Origin of the sequence: Luteipulveratus halotolerans (genome assembly GCF_001247745.1) — a bacterium.
Taxonomy (GTDB): Bacteria; Actinomycetota; Actinomycetes; order Actinomycetales; family Dermatophilaceae; genus Luteipulveratus; species Luteipulveratus halotolerans.
Genome location: NZ_LAIR01000002.1, coordinates 1,384,887 through 1,404,172 on the forward strand (window position 1 = coordinate 1,384,887; position 19,286 = coordinate 1,404,172).

General features: G+C 70.1%; 18 protein-coding genes. 10 read left to right on the plus strand and 8 right to left on the minus strand.

Annotation, left to right across the window (positions count from 1 at the left end; all coding sequences use genetic code 11):
• The first annotated feature begins 97 nt into the window (after positions 1–97).
• Complete coding sequence (locus VV01_RS07160; protein ID WP_050669292.1) at positions 98–1,312, plus strand: hypothetical protein; 1,215 nt, start codon at positions 98–100, stop codon at positions 1,310–1,312.
• Positions 1,313–1,552: 240 nt separating this feature from the next.
• On the opposite strand, the gene VV01_RS07165 is transcribed toward VV01_RS07160, so the two are convergent.
• Positions 1,553–1,780: a type II toxin-antitoxin system Phd/YefM family antitoxin gene (locus tag VV01_RS07165; RefSeq protein ID WP_050669293.1), complete on the minus strand. Its 228-nt coding sequence runs from the start codon at positions 1,778–1,780 to the stop codon at positions 1,553–1,555.
• Between the two features lie 361 nt (positions 1,781–2,141).
• Between VV01_RS07165 and VV01_RS07170 the strand changes: the two genes are divergently transcribed.
• From VV01_RS07170 to VV01_RS07180, 3 genes are all read left to right on the plus strand, one after another.
• A complete protein-coding gene (locus tag VV01_RS07170; RefSeq protein ID WP_050669294.1) occupies positions 2,142–2,729 on the plus strand; it encodes an HhH-GPD-type base excision DNA repair protein in 588 nt (195 codons plus the stop codon).
• A gap of 126 nt (positions 2,730–2,855) precedes the next feature.
• Positions 2,856–3,359 (plus strand): HhH-GPD-type base excision DNA repair protein, encoded by a 504-nt coding sequence (locus VV01_RS07175; protein WP_082220862.1) that lies wholly within the window; start codon positions 2,856–2,858, stop codon positions 3,357–3,359.
• A gap of 67 nt (positions 3,360–3,426) precedes the next feature.
• Complete coding sequence (locus VV01_RS07180; protein WP_050669295.1) at positions 3,427–4,884, plus strand: APC family permease; 1,458 nt, start codon at positions 3,427–3,429, stop codon at positions 4,882–4,884.
• A gap of 8 nt (positions 4,885–4,892) precedes the next feature.
• Here the strand turns inward: VV01_RS07180 and VV01_RS07185 are convergent, their stop codons facing one another.
• Together VV01_RS07185 and VV01_RS07190 are read right to left on the minus strand one after the other, a co-directional pair.
• A complete protein-coding gene (locus VV01_RS07185) occupies positions 4,893–5,834 on the minus strand; it encodes a sucrase ferredoxin (protein ID WP_050669296.1) in 942 nt (313 codons plus the stop codon).
• 41 nt (positions 5,835–5,875) lie between these two features.
• A complete protein-coding gene (locus VV01_RS07190; protein WP_050669297.1) occupies positions 5,876–8,329 on the minus strand; it encodes a DNA gyrase/topoisomerase IV subunit A in 2,454 nt (817 codons plus the stop codon).
• A 184-nt stretch (positions 8,330–8,513) separates the two neighbouring features.
• On the opposite strand from VV01_RS07190, the gene VV01_RS07195 reads away from it, so the two are divergent.
• Together VV01_RS07195 and VV01_RS07200 are read left to right on the plus strand one after the other, a co-directional pair.
• Positions 8,514–8,753 carry a hypothetical protein gene (locus tag VV01_RS07195; protein ID WP_050669298.1) on the plus strand — a complete coding sequence of 80 codons (240 nt, stop codon included), beginning with the start codon at positions 8,514–8,516 and terminating at the stop codon, positions 8,751–8,753.
• A complete protein-coding gene (locus VV01_RS07200; protein ID WP_050669299.1) occupies positions 8,746–9,096 on the plus strand; it encodes a type II toxin-antitoxin system PemK/MazF family toxin in 351 nt (116 codons plus the stop codon). The genes VV01_RS07195 and VV01_RS07200 overlap by 8 nt, the downstream gene beginning before the upstream one ends.
• A 133-nt stretch (positions 9,097–9,229) precedes the next feature.
• On the opposite strand, the gene VV01_RS07205 is transcribed toward VV01_RS07200, so the two are convergent.
• The 3 genes from VV01_RS07205 to VV01_RS07220 all read right to left on the minus strand — a co-directional run bounded on the left by VV01_RS07205 (position 9,230) and on the right by VV01_RS07220 (position 11,981).
• Positions 9,230–10,264: a thermonuclease family protein gene (locus VV01_RS07205; protein WP_082220864.1), complete on the minus strand. Its 1,035-nt coding sequence runs from the start codon at positions 10,262–10,264 to the stop codon at positions 9,230–9,232.
• 108 nt (positions 10,265–10,372) lie between these two features.
• Positions 10,373–11,164: an LLM class F420-dependent oxidoreductase gene (locus tag VV01_RS07215; protein WP_050669302.1), complete on the minus strand. Its 792-nt coding sequence runs from the start codon at positions 11,162–11,164 to the stop codon at positions 10,373–10,375.
• A 10-nt stretch (positions 11,165–11,174) separates the two neighbouring features.
• Complete coding sequence (locus tag VV01_RS07220) at positions 11,175–11,981, minus strand: LLM class F420-dependent oxidoreductase (protein ID WP_050669303.1); 807 nt, start codon at positions 11,979–11,981, stop codon at positions 11,175–11,177.
• A gap of 19 nt (positions 11,982–12,000) precedes the next feature.
• Here VV01_RS07220 and VV01_RS07225 point away from each other — a divergent pair, with 19 nt between their 5' ends.
• On the plus strand, positions 12,001–13,065 hold the full coding sequence (locus tag VV01_RS07225) for an alpha-hydroxy acid oxidase (RefSeq protein WP_197275008.1): 1,065 nt from the start codon (positions 12,001–12,003) through the stop codon (positions 13,063–13,065).
• Here the strand turns inward: VV01_RS07225 and VV01_RS07230 are convergent.
• Complete coding sequence (locus tag VV01_RS07230; protein WP_050669304.1) at positions 13,057–13,683, minus strand: nitroreductase family protein; 627 nt, start codon at positions 13,681–13,683, stop codon at positions 13,057–13,059. The two genes, VV01_RS07225 and VV01_RS07230, sit on opposite strands and share 9 nt — an antisense overlap.
• 28 nt (positions 13,684–13,711) lie before the next feature.
• Complete coding sequence (locus tag VV01_RS07235; RefSeq protein ID WP_050669305.1) at positions 13,712–14,416, minus strand: type 1 glutamine amidotransferase; 705 nt, start codon at positions 14,414–14,416, stop codon at positions 13,712–13,714.
• A gap of 220 nt (positions 14,417–14,636) precedes the next feature.
• On the opposite strand from VV01_RS07235, the gene VV01_RS07240 reads away from it, so the two are divergent.
• From VV01_RS07240 to VV01_RS07250, 3 genes are read left to right on the plus strand one after another with little or no spacing between them, the layout of a single operon-like run.
• Entirely contained in the window at positions 14,637–15,134 is a 498-nt protein-coding gene (locus VV01_RS07240) for an RNA polymerase sigma factor (RefSeq protein ID WP_050671782.1), read from the plus strand.
• On the plus strand, positions 15,131–16,564 hold the full coding sequence (locus VV01_RS07245; RefSeq protein ID WP_050669306.1) for a sialidase family protein: 1,434 nt from the start codon (positions 15,131–15,133) through the stop codon (positions 16,562–16,564). The genes VV01_RS07240 and VV01_RS07245 overlap by 4 nt, the downstream gene beginning before the upstream one ends.
• Positions 16,565–16,604: 40 nt before the next feature.
• Positions 16,605–19,280 carry a bifunctional acetate--CoA ligase family protein/GNAT family N-acetyltransferase gene (locus VV01_RS07250; RefSeq protein ID WP_050669307.1) on the plus strand — a complete coding sequence of 892 codons (2,676 nt, stop codon included), beginning with the start codon at positions 16,605–16,607 and terminating at the stop codon, positions 19,278–19,280.
• The last annotated feature ends 6 nt before the right edge of the window (positions 19,281–19,286 follow it).

Consider the following 19,286-nt stretch of genomic DNA (forward strand, 5'->3'; position numbering starts at 1 on the left):
TCGCTAACAAGCAGACGCGAGCTGACCCGCCACATGCACAATGAGTCCAGCTGGCCGCGGACGGGGTGTGCTCAGCTCTCAATGCCGAGGAGGCAGCTTGACCTACAACCCGCTTGCCGCCGAGTGCACGGCGCTCCGCAAGACGCTGGGCGGCATGGAACAGGAGCGCAGCTCAGCTCAAGAGGATCTTGCGTGGCACGGCAGCTTCAACGTCGAGGCCGCGCGCAGAACGCTGGCACGTGAGGAAGCGGAAGTCGCGGCCTTGGAGCGGGATCTCATGGAGGCCGAGGAGCGAGTCGCCCGCACAGAACGCGCCGTGGGCACCCAGGTGCAGCGCGCGAACCTCGGGTGGAACCCGATGTACTGGTTCTCAGCGGAGCGCGACGAAGCCAAGGGCCATCTGGAGAGGCAGCGCGATCAGCTGAACAAGCACCAGGCTGAGCTCCGCAGCATCAAGCGTGACCTGCGACCTCATAAGCAGCGCAGGAAGGCCGCGTTCGCGGAGGTGGCGCGCTACGACGCGATGGACCCGGTGAAGCTCGCACAGGTCGTGGACCAGCTGGACGCCGACGTCACGTCGAACCGGCGGACGCTGGAGGACCTGGAGCGCCGGCGCGACGAGGTGGACGCAGCGCTCGAGAGTCCGCTGCGCATCCTGGGCACCTATCGGGCTGACGCTGCAAGGTTCAAGGACGACATCGCTGCAGCCGAACGTCTCGATAGCGACCTGGGGGCTGCTACGAATAGCTACGAGCGAGCCTTGCTGCACGAGCAGTGCGAAGGACGGTTCGGCACTCGGAGCCCCCGGAAGGTCGTCGCGAACAGACGACGACGGCTGGCGGCGGTCGAGCGCGACATTGCCAAGACCGAGTCCCGGCTCGAGCAGCTCGCGTCGCGAGCGTCGCGCGACGTGAAGACAGTGATCCTGGACGGCAGCAATCTCTGCTATGAGGAGTCCGCATTCATCGGCCTGACCGCGCTGCAGCCGCTCGTGGCACGACTTGCGACCACACGAGATGTCACGGTCGTGTTCGACGCCTCGATCCGTCGCATCCTGCGCTTTGGAGACCGTGCCCTGCGGGCGCAGCTCCCCGGCGCAACTGTGCATGTCGTTGCGACAAGGCGGACGGCAGACGAGACCATTCTCGACGCAGCCGCGGATCCCTACACCTACGTGATCAGCAACGACCGGTATGCCGAGTTCGCTGACAAGCCCGCCGTTCGAGACGACCGGATCATCCGGCACGAGATCATCAACGGCACGATCCTGGTGCACGACCTCGGCATCCGCGAGTCCTTCATTAGGGCATAAAGGCTCGTCTGAGCAAGGATTCGAGATCCGCGCCTGAACTCCAAGTGCGGACAGGCATGACGGTGTCTTGCTGCGAGCGCGGGCCACAGGTTCGACGAGCTCTCGTTGGGGCCACGTTGCATGCTCCACGGCCCGAGGTGGCAGGCGGTTGATGCCACTGTGAGCCGAGTGGCCGCCCGCGCACCGGTCAGGACGACGGTGGCTCAGCGACTCTGCGCATCGGTAGAGCGTGCCGACTGATCAGACGCGCTCCTCTCCCACAAGCTGCGCGCGGTCCTGGGAGGCAGCCACGGCCGCTGACAGTGCAACGGACTCCACCTCGGCATCAGCAAGCGGCGTGATCAACGCCACGAACCGGCCACGGCGCGTGATCACCGCGGGTCGACCACGCTCGTTGATCTCCCTCATGACGCGCGGCGTGTCCATGCTGAGCTCGCGCATCGTGTAGATCTGCGTCGTCTCGGACATTATGTGCGCCTCCCAAGGCTGTGCTTGCGTCCGTTGCCTTGATTGTCGTTGTCCGCGCTCAGGATGGCGAGGTCCTTTGGTCGGGTGGGCCGACATGTGTCTTCGGACGGCAGCAGTGGATCCGGCAGAGGCGGGATCGGCGTGCAACACCTTAAGGATGGCCTGCGCACCGGGAGGCCTCGTGCCGAACAGGTCCGCGGTGGATCTACCCGAGCCGGACCTGGTCAACATTCGCCCGATGGGTGGGCCACCGACTTGGACGTCAGCTGAGAGCCGATGTTCGTTCGAAGCCTGCCTGGGCCGGACGAGGAGGGAGGTCCGCGGGAGCGACGCCGCGGCCTGTCTGAGGGATGATGTGGTCATGACCGATCCGAAAGCCCACCCGGTGACCGTTACGGGCGATCCGGAAGCCGACGAGGTGAACTCTTCCAACGCGTTCGCGCTGGTGGTGTCCCTCATGCTGGACCAGCAGTACGGCGTAGAGCACGCGTTCCGCGGACCGTGGAAGGTGCTCAACCGTATGGGTTCGTTCGAGCCGAGTGCGATCGCGGCGGCCGACCCGGAGGAGTTCAAAGCGCTGTGCAGCCAGACGCCGGCGATCCACCGGTTCCCTGGGTCGATGGCCGGTCGTATGCAGGAGCTGGCTGCCTTCATCGTGTCGACCTACGACGGGGACACCGCTCGGCTCTGGGAGGAAGCCGACTCGGGCAAGGACTTGCTCAAGCGCATCCAGGCCCTGCCGGGCTTCGGGAAGCAGAAGAGCCAGATCTTCGTCGCTTTGCTGGCCAAGCAGCTCGATGTCCGTCCCGAGGGTTGGGAGGCGGCCGCCGGCGACTACGCGCTGGAGGGCCACCGCTCCGTGGCCGACATCGTCGATCAGGACAGCCTTCTCAAGGTGCGCGAGTTCAAGAAGCAGAAGAAGGCCGCCGCTAAGGCTTCAGCTTCCTAGGCACCACGCCCGCTCCGAGGGGATCGGCCGTGGTGCCCTTTGCGAGCTCCATGGTTGGCATTGCACGTTCCATGGTTGAGGACAACGGCGGTTCACGTTTTGCCTCGTTTATGAGGCAGATGCTCCATGGTCGCCGCCCTCGACCAGCAGTACCCGATGGAGCACGCGTTCCGCGGTCCGGCCAAGATCGCCGACCGGTTCGGGACGCTGGACCCGGCCAAGATCGCCGCCGCCGACCCGGAGGCGTTCGCCGACCTGTGCTCGACCCCGCCGGCGATCCACCGCTACGGCCGCTCGATGGCCGGGCGGGTGCAGCAGCTCGCCACGACCGTGCGCGACGAGTACGACGGTGACGCCGCGACGATCTGGACCACAGCCTCCTCGACCGGTGAGCTGGTCAAGCGGCTGAAGGCGCTGCCCGGGTTCGGTGACCAGAAGGCGCGCATCTTCGCGGCGCTGCTCGCCAAGCAGCTCGGCGTGCAGCACGACGGCTGGCGCGAGGCGATCGGCCCGTACGCCGAGGAGGGCAGCTTCCGGTCCGTCGCAGACGTCGTCGACGAGACGTCGTTGCAGAAGGTGCGCGACTTCAAGAAGGCTGCCAAGGCGAAGGCCAAGGCCGCCAAGAGCTGAGTTTTCCGGTGTCTCACCTGGCGTTTCACTGGACAGGGACGGCCACGGCACGACAAGTTGGACTGCTATGAGCCACACCGCTGAAGCCGAGCCCGCCGGAGCGCAGCCGCAGACTGAGCTCAGGCGGGTCATGGGCCCGAAGCTGTTGCTGCTGTTCATCGTCGGCGACATCCTCGGCACCGGGGTCTACGCACTCACCGGCGACGTCGCCAAGGAGGTCGGCGGAGCCGCATGGGCGCCGTTCCTTGCTGCCTTCCTGGTGGCCACCGTCACCGCCTGCTCCTACCTGGAACTGGTCACCAAGTATCCCCAGGCGGCCGGTGCCGCGCTGTACACGCACAAGGCCTTCGGCGTGCACTTCGTGACGTTCCTGATCGCGTTCGCTGTGATGTGCTCCGGCATCACCTCGGCGTCAACGGCGTCCAACGCATTCGCGGGTTTCCTCAACGACGGGTTCGACCTCGGCTTCGAGGTCGGGGGCACCGAGATCATGCTGATCGCCCTGGCCTTCATGGCCCTGGTGGCCGCCGTGAACTTTCGTGGTGTGGGCGAGAGTGTCAAGGCCAACGTCGTCCTGACTGCAGTCGAGCTCTCCGGGCTGCTGATGATCATCATGGTCGGCCTGTACGCCGTGACCCAGGGCGACGCCGACTTCTCACGGGTGACGGTGTTCGAGTCCTCCGAGGACAAGTCGACCTTCTTCGCGGTCACCGCGGCGACCTCGTTGGCGTTCTTCGCGATGGTCGGCTTCGAGGACTCGGTCAACATGGCCGAGGAGTGCGAGCACCCGGTCCGCGACTTCCCGCGCATGATGCTGACCGGTCTGGGCATTACCGGGCTGATCTACGTGCTCGTCGCGATCACGGCGGTGGCACTGGTGCCGGTCGGTGACCTGTCCGACCCGGACAAGGGCTCGGCGCTCACTCAGGTGGTCGCCGCAGGCGCGCCGGATCTGCCGTTCGACAAGATCTTCCCGTTCATCGGCATGTTTGCTGTGGCCAACTCAGCCCTCATCAACATGCTGATGGCCAGTCGCCTCCTCTATGGCATGGCCAATCAGCAGGTCCTGCCGGCGGCGTTCGGGAGGGTCCACCCCACCCGGCGTACACCATGGGTGTCGATCATCTTCACGACACTGATCTCCTTCGGACTGATCGTCTACGTCGTGCGCGCCAGCGGCACGGAGAGCGGGTCCAACGCGATCAAGCTGCTCGGAGGAACGACGGCGCTCTTGCTCCTGTGCGTGTTCACCGTGGTCAACGTGGCCCTGCTGGTGCTGCGTCGCAACCCCGTCGAGCACGCCCACTTCCGCACGCCCACGGTTCTGCCGTACGTCGGCGCAGCAACGTGCTTCTTCCTGGCCGGGCCCTGGGCACGTACCGAGGAGCAGCGTGAGCAGTACCAGATCGCGGGCGGCCTGCTCGCAGTCGGAATCGTGCTCTGGGCCGTGACGTGGTTCCTGAACCGGGCCCTCTACGCCCGCAAGACGTACATCCGCGACCCCGACCACTTCGAGGGCGACTGAGAGCGGGGTCAGGCGGGCTCGACGGTCCAGGTGATCGAGGGCTTCGCCGGCTTGCCGCACGAGTCGGTGACCTGCGCCCCCTCGTGCCGGGTGGCGCGGACGTCCCAGACCCGGCCGTCGGCACCGGTCACCCGGACCGCGCCCTCGCCCGCATCGGTGGGCGTACGCAGCGCGACCAGACCGAGCTCGCCGGACTGCTGGCGTACCCACGACTGCGCGGCCTGGGCGGCGGGGGACAGGCAGCTGCGGCCGCGGTCGTACGCCGGGTCGTTGAGCTCGGCGGGGATCTCACCTCGGCGTTCGGCCCCGAACGCTGCGACGGCCCGCTCAGCAGTGAGCCTCGCCCAGGTCTGACCCGAGGGGAGCATGATCCCGGTCGGAGCGAACCGGTGCCCGCCGGTGTGCGAGCACTCCAGGACACGTCCGGGCAGGAGCTCGGCGGCCTCGAGAGCGACCGGGCGGCCACGGACCGCACAGCAGATGTCACGGCGACCGTTGGTGCAGACCAGCAGCAGCGGCTCGCGGGTCTCCTCCAGGGTCGGGACGGCGGCCTCGACCCGGTCGGGCTCGGTGCCGAGCAGGTCGGCCCAGGGGAGGGCGAGCAGCTCGGCCGGGTCCTCCACCTCGCCCTCGAGCAGCCACGGCTCGTCGGCCAGGCCACCCGCGACCCAGACCCGGTGGCCGTCGACCTCGGAGTGGGCATCGGCGTGGCGGCCGGGAGCGCGTACGAGCAGCAGGCGGCCGCCCGCGTCCGCGCACGCCTGGCTGAGCCGGTGTCCCGCCTCGGTGCTCAGGTGCGAGTCGAGGGCGGCTTCACGGCCCCACGGACCGGGCTGCTCCAGAGCCACCCAGAACTGGGCCTGCGAGGCCGTACCCCACGCGGGCAGGCCGGCGTCCTCCCACTGCACGGAGCACGCGTCGGGACGGCTGGTCGCATGGGTGGTCGTCACGCCTGGCACCTTACGAGCCGGTGCCGGGCGGACGACACCGCCTAGGACAACGCCGCGGTGATGGCCGCGATCGGCGCGGGAGCAGGCTGCCCCGAGCCGTCACGACGACCCTCGGCGGGCGGCAGGTCGACGGCGACACCGTTGGCGCTGGCAGCGCGCGCAGGCTGTGCGCCGACCCACGCCAGCATCAGCTCGTCCTCACCACGCAGGAACCGGTGGCAGCGCACACCGCCGGTGGCGCGGCCCTTGGAGGGGTACTCCTCGAACGGAGTCACCTTGATCGAGCCCGACTCGGTGCCGGGCAGCGCACCGGACGAGCCGGCGATCGTGACGACGACGTTGGTGCGGGCGGGGTCGACGGCGCCGAACGACACGGCACTCGCGCCCGAGCCGAGCTTGACGCCGGCGACACCGCCGGCGGCGCGGCCCTGCGGGCGGACCAGGCTCGCGGAGTAGTGCAGCAGCTGCGCGTCGCTGGTGACGAACACGAGCTCTTCCTCACCAGTGGCCAGCTCGACCGCGCCGACGACGCGGTCGCCGTCCTTGAGGCTGATGATCTCGAACGACGACTTGCCCGACGGGTAGTCGGGGTTGACGCGTTTGACGACGCCGGCCGCGGTGCCGAGGGCGATGCCGGCGCCCGCGTCGGACGTCGTCGTGAGCGTCAGGGCCTGCTCACCCTGCGGCAGGTCGACGTACGCCGCCAGCGGTGCCCCGCCCGACAGGTTCGGCGCGTCGGCACTCGGGGGAAGGGTGGGCAGGTCGATCGCGGAGAGCCGGATGAGCCGACCGGCCGAGGTGACGACGGCGTACTCGCCTCGGGCCGTGGTGCGTACGGCCGCGAGCACCGCGTCGTGCTTGCGCCTGGTGCCCTCGGTCGGCAACGGGTCGGCCGTGGTGGTGCGCGCGAGCAGTCCGGTCGAGGACAGCAGCACCCAGCACGGGTCGTCCGCGACCTCCAACGGCGTTGCGGCAGTAGCGGTCTGGCCACTGGACTCCAGCAGGACGGTGCGCCGCGGGGTCGCGTGCTCCTTGGCGACGGCGGCGAGCTCGTCGGACACGGTCTTGTGGAGGAGCTTCTCGTCGTCGAGGATCGCGCGCAGCGCCTCGATGGCCTTGATCAGCTCGTCGCGGCGCTTCTCGAGCTCGATCTGGGAGAACTTCGTCAGGCGCCGCAGCTGCAGGTCGAGGATGTAGTTGGCCTGCAGCTCGGTGAGGTCGAAGATCTGCATCAGGCGCGTACGGGCGGCTGCGGCGTCGTCGGAGCTGCGGATGATCTGGATGACCTCGTCGATGTCGACGATCGCCAGCAGCAGACCCTCGACGAGGTGCAGGTCGCGCTCGTGCTTGTCGAGGCGGAACTGGGTGCGCCGGCGTACGACGTCGATGCGGAAGTCGACGTAGACACGCAGCAGCTCCTTGAGGCCGAGGGTGCGGGGCTGACCTTCGACGAGCGCGACGTTGTTGATGCCGAAGGAGTCCTCCAGCGGCGTGAGCTTGTAGAGGTTCTCGAGCACCGCCTCGGGGTTGAACCCGTTCTTGATCTCGATGACCAGCTGCAGGCCGTGCTCGCGGTCGGACAGGTCCTTGACGTCGGAGATGCCCTGCAGCTTCTTGGCGTTGTGCAGGTCCTTGATGCGCTCGATGACCTTCTCGGGGCCGACGAGATAGGGCAGCTCGGTGACCACGATGCCCTTGCGGCGCGGGGTGACGTTCTCGATGCGCACGGTCGCGCGGGTCTTGAACGAGCCGCGCCCGGTGAGGTAGGCGTCACGGATACCGTCGAGCCCGACGATCTGACCGCCGAGCGGCAGGTCCGGGCCGGGGACGAACTTCATCAGGTCATCGAGCGAGCAGTCTGGGTGCTTGATCAGGTGGCGGGCCGCGGCGATGACCTCACCGAGGTTGTGCGGCGCCATGTTGGTGGCCATACCGACCGCGATGCCGCTCGCACCGTTGACGAGCAGGTTGGGGAACGCCGCCGGCATCACGCCGGGCTGGGTGAACTGGTCGTCGTAGTTGGGGACGAAGTCGACGGTGTTCTCGTCGAGGCTGGCCGTCATGAGCATCGCCGCAGGGGCGAGGCGCGCCTCGGTGTATCGCGCGGCAGCCGGGCCGTCGTCGAGCGAGCCGAAGTTGCCGTGGCCGTCGATGAGCGGCAGGCGCATGGTGAACGGCTGCGCCATGCGTACGAGGGTGTCGTAGATCGCCTGGTCGCCGTGCGGGTGGTACTTACCCATGACCTCGCCGACCACGCGGGAGGACTTCACGTGGCCTCGGTCGGGACGCAGGCCCAGCTCGTCCATCGCGTAGAGGATGCGCCGCTGCACGGGCTTCAGGCCGTCACGGGCGTCGGGGAGCGCGCGCGAGTAGATGACGGAGTAGGCGTACTCGAGGTAGGCGGCCTCCATCTCGTCCTGGACGCTGATGTCGACGATGTTCTCGACGACGTCCTTGAGGTCGTCGTCCGACGGGGTCTTGCTACGGCGAGCCATGAGGCGTGCGTTCTCCTGCATGTGATGGGCGGTGCGTCGCACGCGTGTACAACGCCCGGTCAGCCTCCCATGATGGTCGCGTCGGCGTGTCGCGTGGGTCAGGCTCGCCGCGTCGAGGCGGAGTGGCGCGGAAGGTAGCGCATTTGGTCTACCGGCCTGGGCGATCGCGGGATACGATGGAGCGATGGCAGCGAACACCACGATCAAGGTCACCCGGCACGCCCGCGACCGCATCAATGATCGAGCGCGTGCGCACGGCGTCACGCCTGCCGTGCTGCTGGAGCGCATGCTGGATGAGCACGACCGGGCTGAGCGCTTCGCGGCCGTGAAGGCGGCATACGCAGCGCTACCGGCGGACGACGACTACGCCGGCGAGACGGCTGAGTGGGACGCGGCCGGTGAGGACGGACTCGCGGGTGCCTGACCTGGCGTGCGGGGAGGTGGTGTGGGTCAACCTCAGCCCCGTCATCGGCTCGGAGCAGAGCGGGCATCGGCCAGCAGTGATCGTCTCCGGCCCGGAGTACCTCGCGGTCGTCCCCAACGTCGTCATCGTCGTTCCTGTCACGACGCGCGACCGCGGCCTTCCGAACCACGTCAGGCTGACCGGCTCAACCGGCCTGGAGGAGCGTTCGTTCGCGATGACCGAGCAGCCCCGCACCGTCGACCGTCGTCGCATCACCCGCAGCTCCGGTCAGGTCGACCGGTCGACGCTGCACGAGATGCGCTCCTGGCTCCGGGACTTCCTCGACCTCGGGCGCCACGAATGAGGCTGTACCGGTGGCGCGAGCGAGGTTCGCGACGAGCCATCACGATGGAGGAGCCCGGTGCGTCCTGTGCGTTGCCCCGCGAGGTGGGTGCCCCATAGGCGTGCTCGATCTTCGGGGTCCTGCCGTCGGCCGGTCAGACCTTGGCCTTGCGCCAGCCGGCATCGCGGGCGTCGCTCTCGGAGCAGAACATCCGCTCGCCCTTGGACGGCGAGATCTTGGTCTTGTCGTAGAACTGCTGGCCGGGGACGTGGTAGATCTTCTCGCCCTCGTCGTTGATGTTGCCCTTGATGTCGCAGCTGCCCTGGGGCTTCGCGGGCTCGGCGGCCTTCACCGGCGTACGCGGAGCAGCCTTCTTCGTCGGTGTGGCCGAAGCCTTGGGCTTCGGGTCCGGAGCAGGCGCGGCCGCGAACGGCACCTCGGCGGGGAAACCACCACAGGCGCCCCACAGCCCGGCGTGGGTGCTCTGTGCCTGCTGCTGCGCGGCCCGGTAGTCCGCCTGGCCGGCGTACGGCGCGGCGTAGGTGTAGTCGCGCGCGTAGCCGCCGCGGATCAGGACGGCCGCCACGCTGCGGCCGTCGAGCGTGTAGACGTGCCGCAGCAGCCGGCCGTAGCGGTCACGGTCGGCCTGCGTCGGGTCCGCCGCGAGGCGCACGCTGCGGCTCTGCACGAGCGACTGCATCTTGCTCGCCGCCTTCTGCGCGAAGCACTGCACCTGCACGCCAGGCTTCTTCGACTCAGGTGCGTCGAGGCCGATCAGCCGGACCTTCTCGCGGCGGCCGTTGATCGAGACCCGGATCGTGTCGCCGTCGATCACGCTGACCACCGCGTACGCCGCACCGCCTCCTGCCGCAGCCGCGGCTGCCTTCTTGGAGCCACTAGTGGGGGAGCCCGCGGCGTCAGCCGACGGCGGTGCAGAGGTCGGTGGTGCGGCTGGGGCGGCCGAGGAGGGTGCAGCCGGTGCCGTGGAGGGCGTGGACGTGCCGGCCGAGGTGTCGTTCGTCGACGGTGCTGCTGCAGCATCGGCTGCGGTCACCGCAGCCGGCGCTGCAGGCACGGTCGCGCTCGGCGCACCCTGGTCGACGGGCTCGCAGCCCGACAGCGCGAATGCCGCAAGCAGCGCTCCGGAGCATGCGACAGCCCGGCCGTTCACTGTGATTCCCCACCCCATGCGGGAAGGGTAGGACCGTTGCGGCCTCGGTGATGAGGCTTTCGGAATTCCTTCGGCAGGACACTGCCAGGCGTAGGAAATCGCCTGGCAGTGCTGTCGATCCGAGACTCAGGCGGAGGAGCCGTTGACCGCGTCCCGCCAGGTGAGCCACTGGCGTACGGGCGTGAAGTCGTAGTCCGGGCCGCCCACCGGCAGGGTGAACAGAGAAGCCCCCAGAGCCCGGTGGGCGTCGCCGTACTCCTGCGGTGTCGACGTGCCGGCGTTGACCGAGATCTCGATCTCGGACGGATCGCGTCCGACGTCGGCGCAGTGCTGGCGCAGCACACCGATCTTGTGCGTGAGCTCGTCGCCGTCGGAGAACGTGTGCCAGATGTCGGCGTGCTGAGCGACGAAGCGCAGCGTCTTCTTCTCACCGCCGCCGCCGATGAGGACGGGGATGTCGCGCGTGGGCGGCGGGTTGAGGCGGCCCAGGCGCTTCTCGATGCGGGGCAGAGCCGCACCGAGCGCGTCCAGCCGCGTGCCGGCCGTGCCGAACTCGTAGCCGTACTCGGAGTAGTCCTTCTCGAACCAGCCCGAGCCGATGCCCAGGATCAGCCGACCGCCCGAGATGTGGTCGACGGTGCGCGTCATGTCGGCGAGCAGGTCGGGGTTGCGATAGCTGTTGCAGGTGACGAGGGCACCGATCTCGATGCGGCTGGTCTGCTCGGCCCAGGCGGCGAGCATGGTCCAGCACTCGAAGTGCTTGCCCTCGGGCTCACCGGACAGCGGGTAGAAGTGGTCCCAGTTGAACGCGACGTCGACGCCGAGGTCCTCGGCGCGGCGTACGGCGTCACGGATCTGGGCGTAGTCGGCGTGCTGGGGCTGGATCTGGACGGCGATGCGTACGGGGCGAGAGGTCACGAGAGCGACCTTAGGCGTTGAGGCGGTCGCGCCAGTCGAGCCAGGGCTGGACGAACGACATGTCGTACGACGGCCCGACCACGTTGATCGTGAACATCGTGACACCGAGCGCCCGCAACGGCTCGCCCTCGACCTCCGGCAGCTGCGGCGGCAGGCCCGCACGGCCCAGGCCGCCGACGCCGGCGCACAGCTCGATCTCCTCGAACGGCCGGCCGATCGCCGCGCAGTGTCCACGAAGCACGTCGAGCTTGTGCGGGAGCTCGTCCGGCCCGGCGAACCAGTGCCACTGGTCGGCGTGCCGGGCGACGAGCGGGAGCGTCTTGCGCTCGCCGCCGCCACCGATGAGGACGGGGATGTCACGGGTGGGTGGCGGGTTGAGCCTGGCCAGGCGGGACTCGATGCGGGGGAGCGCCTCACCGAGTGCGTCGAGGCGGCTCCCGGCCGTGCCGAACTCATAGCCGTAGTCCTCGAACTCCGTTCGGTGCCAACCGGATCCGATGCCCAGGATCAGCCGACCGCCCGAGATGTGATCGACAGTACGGGCCATGTCGGCGAGCAGGTCGGGGTTGCGATAGGCGTTGCAGGTGACGAGGGCGCCGAGCTCGATGCGCGAGGTCTGCTCGGCCCAGGCGGCGAGCATCGTCCAGCACTCGAAGTGCTTGCCGTCGACGTCACCCCGCAGCGGCCGGAAGTGGTCCCAGTTGAACGCGACGTCGACGCCCAGGTCCTCGGCGCGGCGTACGGCGTCACGGATCTGGGCGTAGTCGGCGTCCTGCGGCTGCAGCTGAACGGCAACTCGGACGGGACGCGTCGGCATGGCAGGCATGCTAGGCGTCGTGACCGCATCAGACCGTGTCGTTCCGCCCCTCGACATCGCCGTGCTCAGACAGCGAGCACAGGCCCTGCTGCCACCGGCCGTGTGGGACTACATCGAGACCGGTGCCGGCGCCGAGACATCGCTCGACGAGGCTGAGAACGCCTGGCACCGTTGGCGATTCAGGCCCCACGTGCTCCGCGACGTCCGCACCGTCGACACCAGCACCACACTGTACGGCGACCGCCTGGCGCTCCCCGTCGTCGTCGCCCCGACCGCATCGCACGGGCTCTACCACCCGGACGGCGAGCGGGCGTCCGTCGCGGGGGCAGGGGCCTCCGGTGCGGCGTTCTGCGTGTCGACACGCACCTCGCGCACGTTCGAGGACGTCGCCGCCGCCGCGACCGGCCCGTGGTGGATGCAGGTCTACGTCACCGCCGCGCGCGACATCACCGAGGCGATGGTGGGCCGGTGCGTCGACGCCGGAGCATCAGCCCTCGTGCTGACGGGTGACACGCCGTACGTGTCGCGCAGGGCACGAGCCGAGCACGCGGCGGCCCTCGTCGACGCGGCAGCCGACGACAACCTCGGACGGCACCTCACCGGGCGCGACATCTCGGCGCTCGCGGCCGACCCCGGCATCACGACCGAGCAGATCAGGTGGCTGCACGAGCTGTCAGGACTGCCCGTCCTCGTCAAAGGCGTCCTGCGCGGCGACGACGCCACCGCGTGCCTCGACGCGGGTGCGGAGGGCATCGTCGTCAGCAACCACGGCGCACGACAGCTGGACCGTGTGGTGCCCACGGCGTCGGCGCTGCCCGAGGTCGTCGCGGCGGTCGGTGGCCGGGCGCCGGTGCTCGTCGACGGAGGTCTCCGCAACGCGTACGACGTCCTCGTCGCGCTCGCGCTCGGGGCGGATGCCGTCCTGCTCGGGCGACCGGCGATCTACGCGCTCGCATGCGGAGGAGCGGACGGCGTGCGTGACCTGCTGACCGCACTGCAGGACGACCTCGCGCACCTCATGGGGCTGGCCGGTGCGCCCGATCTGGCCGCCCTGGACCCGTCCTACGTCGTCGCGTCAGGCTGACGGCTCGTACGGGGTGCCGTAGCGCCCACGGTGCACGACCTCGCCGACGCCGCGCCGGGCCCGCTTGCGGGTGCTGCCGCTGGGATCGGACTCGGCGGCGTACCCGAGCGCGACGACGCCCACGATCGTGTGGTCCTTGGGGATGCCGAACGTCTCGTGCACGGTGTCGTGCGCCTCAGCGGGGACGCCGAAGAACAGGCCTCCCAGACCCTCATCGACCGCGACGAGCAGCATCAGCAGCGCGGCCATCCCGGTGTCGATGTCCCAGTAGGGCACCGGCCAGTGCGACTCGTCCATGTCCTGCCACGGCTTGTCGTCCTCGGCGTAGCGCTCGAGGTAGGTCTGCTTGTCCGAGCAGCACAGGACGAGCGCCGGAGCAGTCTGCAGTCCCGCGAGCCAGGCGTCGGGCTCGTCGTCCTCCTCGACCGTGGCTGACCAGAACGCGTCGCGGTCGGCGTCCTGGTCGAGGACGACGAAGTCCCAGCCCTGGCTGAACCCCGCACTCGGGGCACGCAGCGCCAGCTCGAGGACGCGGTCGAGCACCTCGGCGGGCACGGGTCGGTCGGGGTCGTAACGGCGGATCATGCGGCGCTTGCGCACCGCCTCCTGCAGCTCCATGGTCGGCTCCTCGGTGGGACAGGTGTGGTCAGGCAGTGGCGAGCGTGAGGAATCGGTGCACCACGTCGTGCCAGGTGCGTTCGAGCTCGGGTGAGGCCTCGCGGGCACGTGCGAGCACGTCGTCGGGGTCGAAGCCCAGCTCGCGGACGTCGTCAGGGTTCCACTGCGCGATGCGGTCGGCGCCGACCTCGGGGTGGAACTGCGTGCCCCAGGCTCGCTCACCGAGCCGGAACGCCTGGTGCGGGCAGCGCTCGCTGCGAGCGAGCCAGACGGCGGTCGACGGCAGCATGGTGATCGCGTCGCGATGGCTCTCGACCGCAGGCACGGTCGCAGCGAGGTCGGCGAGGAGCGGGTCGTCCGCGGCGGCGTCGGTCAGCGTGATGTCGGTGACGCCCTTCTCGGGCAGTCCGTGGTTGCCCTCGACGCGGCCACCGCCGACGTGGGCGAGCAGCTGGCCGCCGAGGCAGATGCCGAGCAGGGGAGTGCCGTCGTCGAGGCATGCCTGGGCCAGACGGCGCTCGTCGGCCAGCCAGGGTGCTCGGTCGTCCTCGTCAGGCAGCAGCCCGCCGCCGAGCAGCACCACGGCGGCATGCCCGCCAGGGTGGGTCGGGACCGGCTCGCCGTCGTACGCCCGGCACAGCTGCGGTGCCAGCCCGGCCTCCTCGACCCATCCCGTGAGCAGGCCAGGTCCGCTGGACTCGGCGTTCTGGACCAGGAGCACAGTTGCGGGCACCCGGTCACTCTGGCACGTCCGCCCGACCCGAGCGCGCCCGGTCCAGCACCCGACCGGGCACCCATCGGCGCAGCCAGGTGATCGATACTGGTCGGCGCGCGTCGTCCCGTGTGCAGGGCCACCCAACCGGACGGCGACGTGAGGCGTCGTACCGGTCATGACTGCTGTGGCCGGCTGGGCGTCCGTCCGCGTCCAGACCGAACCCGAGAGGAGCGCCGCAGTGTCCGCAGGCGCCGAGGAGGCCGTGCGCGAGATCTTCGACGCCCACTACGGCCGCCTGGTCGGGTGGACGACGCGGCTCGTGGACGACCCCGACCTCGCGCACGACTTCGCGACGGAGGCGTTCGTGCGTCTGCTGCGGCACTGGTCCTCGGTGCAGAACCCACGCGCGTGGCTCTACACCGCCGTCACCAACCAGGTCCGTGACCACTGGAGGCGACGGGGTCGCGAGGCGGCGGCGTACGACCGATGGCACGCAGGCAACCCGGTCGGTGCCGAGGTCGCCGCGCCGCAGCCCGACCACGCCGACCGCCTGTCGGTGCGCGACGCCGTGCTCGCGCTGCCGGACCGGTTGCGCGCCGTGGTGCTGCTGCACTACTTCGTCGACCTGCCCGTCGTGCAGGTCGCCCACAGCCTGCGCAAGTCCGAAGGAGCGGTCAAGCGTGACCTGTACGACGCACGCCGGCTGCTCGCGACCGAGCTGGAGGGAGTGCGATGAACGACGAGCGCCGCGAGCCACATGAGGCCGATGACGACGTCGCGCGGTTCTTCGCTGCGGAGCGGGACGACATCCGGCCTGACCGCGCCGGTCCGGCCGAGTGGCAGCGCATCGTGCAGGGTGCGAGCACCCGCACCGGCCGCCGCTCGTGGTGGGGCCCTGCCGTCGGTGCGGCGGCAGCCGTCGCCGTGGGCGTCGCCGGATGGTCACTGCACCAGACGACCTTCGGGCAGGGCGAGGTGACGCGTGGTGCGGCGGTCGCGACCAGCACCACGCCGACCGTGCAACGGATGGAGCAGGGGACCGCGACCAAGACGTCGGCCCTGCAGGTCTCCGGGCCGGTGGACCCGGCCTTTCGGACCTGGTCGCTCAGCTATGCCGACCAGGGAACGATCTACGCCCTCGGCGAGGGCCGGTGCGACGGCAAGGCGTGCCCGGCCGTGATCCGGTCCAGTGACGACGGGGCGTCGTGGCGGTCGGTGCACTCCTTCGCGCAGGCCGACATGGACGGCTCCACCGGTGACCAGCGTCCTCTGGTGCAGCCGCAGGACGCGATCACCGAGGCACGCTTCGCCTCGCCGCAGGTCGGCTACGTCTTCGGCGGAGACCTGTGGGCGACCCGCGACGCGGGCGCGACCTTCACCCAGATGGCACACCCTGGCGAGACGGTGCTCGACGTCGAGATCGACGGCGAACAGAAGGTCGTGGTGCTCTCCGCAGACGGCTGCTCCACCGGCGGATGCAGCGGACCGCTCTACGTCTCCCGGACGACGACGGCCGAGCGGACGGTCCAGGGGCCCGTCGCGACGCGGCGTCTCGGGGGCCGGGTCGCCGACGCCCAGCTCGTGCTGCGCAACGGTCAGGTCTACGTGCAGCCCGCAGCCGGCGCCGGCGGACCGATGCGGCTCGACGGCACGCGCCTGACCTCGCTGTCGTCACCGGCAGAGTGCGCCGGGCGCCCGCTGGAGGCGATGACGTCCGCGGCCGGTGAGAAGGACCTGCTCTACGCGGCGTGCGAGATCCGGACGGCCGGGAGCACCGCGCAGTTCCGCCTCGTACGCAGCGCCGACGACGGTCGTACCTGGTCGGCGGCGGCCGGTGAGCTCAGCATGCCGCGGGCCGGCCGGCTCAGCCTTGCTGCGACGCGGGCCGGCAAGGTCGTCGCCACCAGCGGGGGGCCGCGCTCGCCGCGCGTCACGGTCGGTGTCCAGCACCTCCAGGTCACCGGCGACGGCGGCCGCACCTGGACGCGCCCGTTGCGCAGTGCCCCCGAGGACGGCTTCGACTGGACCGCGAGCCCGGGTGCCGCCCAGGTGTACGCCGTGCCGCGCACCGTGCGGGGGTACTGGCACTCCAGCGACGACGGTCGGACCTGGGAGGTCGTCGACCCGGCGACGCACGGCGGTGCGACACCGACCGCTGCCCGCTGAGGTCACAGCCTGGCCGGTGCCGACCTGACATGCTGCGGTCATGACGCCGCAGCGCCCCGTACCCGAGGGCTACCCGCAGGAGTGGGAGGCCGATGTCGTGCTGCGGGACGGCAGCGTCGCGCACGTCCGACCGATCCGGCCCGACGACGAGGAGGCGCTGCAGCGCTTCCACACCGCGCAGTCACCCGAGTCGGTCTACCTGCGCTTCTTCGCGCCGCTCAAACGCCTGAGCGACAAGGACCTGCACCGCTTCACGCACGTCGACTACGTCAGTCGTGTCGCGCTGGTCGTCGAGGTGGGTGAGGACATCGTCGCGGTCGGGCGCTACGACCGCATCGACGGTCCGACCGACCCGACCGCCGAGGTCGCGTTCAACGTCTCCGATGCGATGCAGGGCCGCGGCGTCGGGTCGGTGCTGCTGGAGCACCTCGCGGCGATCGGCCAGGAGAACGGCGTGCAGCGCTTCATCGCCGACGTGCTGCCGCAGAACCGTCGCATGCTGTCGGTGTTCTCCGAGGCCGGCTACGAGGTGAGCCGGCAGTTCGACGACGGTGTGATCGCACTGTCCTTCGACATCAGCCCCACCGAGCAGAGCCAGGAGGTGCGCGCCGCCCGCGAGCAGCGCGCCGAGTCGGTCAGCGTCCGGTCCCTCCTGCGACCGCGCTCGGTCGCCGTCGTCGGGGTGAGCGCGCGCGAGGCCTCGGTCGGACGCCAGGTGCTGCGCAACGTCGTCGGGTCCGGCTTCGCAGGCGAGGTCTGGGTCGTCAGCAGGAGCGGTGAGCCCGTCGAGGGACGACCGACGTACGAGCGCGTCAGCGACGTGCCCGCGGCGGTCGACCTGGCCGTCATCGCCGTCCCCGCCGCCCAGGTCCACGACGTGGTGCTCGACTGTGCCCGAGCCGGCGTGAAGTCGCTGCTGGTCGTGTCGGCAGGCTTCGCCGAGGCAGGCCCGGACGGTCGCCTGCGCCAGCAACGGCTCCTGCGCACGGCCCGCCGGCACGGGATGCGGGTGATCGGACCCAACTCGTTCGGGATCATCAACACGCGTGACGACGAACGCCTCAACGCCTCGCTCGCGCCGCAGATGCCGTCGGCCGGGCACCTCGGGCTGTTCGCCCAGAGCGGAGCTCTCGGCATCGCCGTCCTCGCAGCCGCCGACCGGCGCGGCCTCGGGCTCAGCGACTTCGTCTCCGCCGGCAACCGCATCGACGTCAGCGGCAACGACCTCATGCAGTACTGGTTCGACGACGACGACACCGACGCGGTCGGCCTCTACCTGGAGTCCATGGGCAACCCGCGCAAGTTCTCCCGGATCGCACGCAGGCTCGCCGGCCGCAAACCGGTCATCGTCGTCAAGAGCAGCTCATCGGCGTTCGGCGTCCCTCCGGGTCACCGCGTCCGCGAGACGAGGGCGCGGCCCGAGGCGTTCCGGTCGATGCTGCGGCAGGCGGGGGTGATCCGCGTCGACGGCGTCCACCAGATGCTCGACGTGGCTCAGCTGGTCGTCAACCAGCCCATGCCCGAGGGCAACCGGGTCGCGGTGGTCGGCAACTCCGACGCCCTCGGCGCACTCGCCGCCGACGCCGCCACGAGCCGTGGCCTCGACGTCGTGCACGGCCCGGTGTCGGTGCCCGCCGAGGCCGACGCCGCGACGTTCGAGGCTGCGCTCGAGGAGGCGTTCGCCGACCCGGACGTCAGCAGCGTGATCGCCTGCTTCATCCCACCGCTGGTCACCGACTCCACCGAGGTCGCCCAGGTGCTCGCGCGCACCAGCGCAGCTCACGACAAGCCGTGCGTCACGACGTTCCTCGGCATGCACGGCGCACTCGAGGCCCTGTCCAGCGCCGAGGGCGACAGCGGACGGCGTCGGGTCGTGCCGTCGTACTCCATGCCCGAGGACGGTGTCCGTGCCCTCGCCGCCGCCACGCGGTACGGCGAGTGGCGGGCCCGCGACCACGGCCAGTTCGTCCGGCCCGAGGGCATCGACCGCGGGGCTGCCGAGCAGCTCGTCGAGGAGGTCCTCGCGGGCTCGCCCGAGGGGCGCCGCCTGCGCACGGACGAGGTCGAGCAGCTGCTCGGCCACTACGGCATCCGGGTGTGGCCTGTGGTGCCGGTGCAGGACCGGCGGTCGGCCGTGCGTGCGGCCCGCCGGCTCGGTTACCCGGTGGTGCTGAAGTCCGTCTCGCCGCTCGTACGCCACCAGCCGGTCACAGCCGTGCGGGTCGACATCTCCAGCGACTCCTCCGTGCGCGAGGCGTACGACGCGCTGGACGAGCGCCTCGCGCCCCTGCACGCCAACCGGTTCGTCGTGCAGAAGATGGCCACGCCGGGTATGCCGTGCGTGATCGGCAGCAGCGAGGACCCACTGTTCGGGCCGGTCGTGAGCTTCGGGCTCGGAGGGTCACCGACCGAGCTGCTCGACGACGTCGGCTACCGCATCCCGCCCCTGACCGACGTCGACGTGAGCGACCTGATCCTGTCGGTCAAGGCCGCGCCGCTGCTGCACGGCTACCGGGGTGCGGCGCCGGTCGACCGCGCGGCGCTGGAGGACGTCATCGCCCGGGTGTCGGTGCTCGCCGACCAGATCCCCGAGGTGGCGAGCCTGGAGCTCAACCCGGTCAACTGCCACCCCGGTGGGCTCGAGGTGCTCGGCGCCGAGGTGGTTCTCACTCCGCCCGACAGCCGCAAGGACTCCGGGCGGCGTGCACTCTCCTGACGGGTG

Coding starts and splice junctions, on each gene's coding strand:
- VV01_RS07220 (WP_050669303.1), bottom strand. CDS start 11,981: ATGCCGACGCGTCCCGTCCGAGTTGCCGTTCAGCTGCAGCCGCAGGAC.
- VV01_RS07230 (WP_050669304.1), bottom strand. CDS start 13,683: ATGGAGCTGCAGGAGGCGGTGCGCAAGCGCCGCATGATCCGCCGTTAC.
- VV01_RS07165 (WP_050669293.1), bottom strand. CDS start 1,780: ATGTCCGAGACGACGCAGATCTACACGATGCGCGAGCTCAGCATGGAC.
- VV01_RS07205 (WP_082220864.1), bottom strand. CDS start 10,264: ATGGGGTGGGGAATCACAGTGAACGGCCGGGCTGTCGCATGCTCCGGA.
- VV01_RS07180 (WP_050669295.1), top strand. CDS start 3,427: ATGAGCCACACCGCTGAAGCCGAGCCCGCCGGAGCGCAGCCGCAGACT.
- VV01_RS07190 (WP_050669297.1), bottom strand. CDS start 8,329: ATGGCTCGCCGTAGCAAGACCCCGTCGGACGACGACCTCAAGGACGTC.
- VV01_RS07170 (WP_050669294.1), top strand. CDS start 2,142: ATGACCGATCCGAAAGCCCACCCGGTGACCGTTACGGGCGATCCGGAA.
- VV01_RS07245 (WP_050669306.1), top strand. CDS start 15,131: ATGAACGACGAGCGCCGCGAGCCACATGAGGCCGATGACGACGTCGCG.
- VV01_RS07175 (WP_082220862.1), top strand. CDS start 2,856: ATGGTCGCCGCCCTCGACCAGCAGTACCCGATGGAGCACGCGTTCCGC.
- VV01_RS07250 (WP_050669307.1), top strand. CDS start 16,605: ATGACGCCGCAGCGCCCCGTACCCGAGGGCTACCCGCAGGAGTGGGAG.
- VV01_RS07195 (WP_050669298.1), top strand. CDS start 8,514: ATGGCAGCGAACACCACGATCAAGGTCACCCGGCACGCCCGCGACCGC.